The following is a 286-nucleotide window of genomic DNA, read 5'->3' as shown; positions in this document are numbered from 1 at the left end:
GCTGGATCGGTGGGGCTGTCGTCTGCGGGGGGTGAGGACGCGTCCGGTGCGGTTGGTGCTTCGGACCCGGGAGGGGCCGGCAGTGATGCGCGGCGGGAGTTGGAGAAGGCCGTCGATGATCTGAAGGTCAAACTGGGTTCGCTGGACGCCCTGTTCCAGGAGATTGGTGCCGAGTCTGACGACGTCAAGAAGGCCATCCGGGAAGAGGAATGGGACTCGGTGTCGCCCGAGGTGCTGGACGCGATTTATGAAAAGCGGGAAGAGTACCGTGATGCGCCGCGGTTCG

The 286-nt window shown here is 64.3% G+C and carries 1 protein-coding gene; it reads left to right on the top strand.

What is annotated here, in order from left to right:
* Positions 1-286 (top strand): hypothetical protein (locus ADK41_RS12870; protein ID WP_159043966.1); only part of this gene is annotated, 286 nt, incomplete at both ends.

It is taken from the genome of Streptomyces caelestis (assembly GCF_001279005.1).
Classification (GTDB): domain Bacteria; phylum Actinomycetota; class Actinomycetes; order Streptomycetales; family Streptomycetaceae; genus Streptomyces; species Streptomyces heliomycini.
This window is presented reverse-complemented; position numbering and strand designations above follow the sequence as displayed.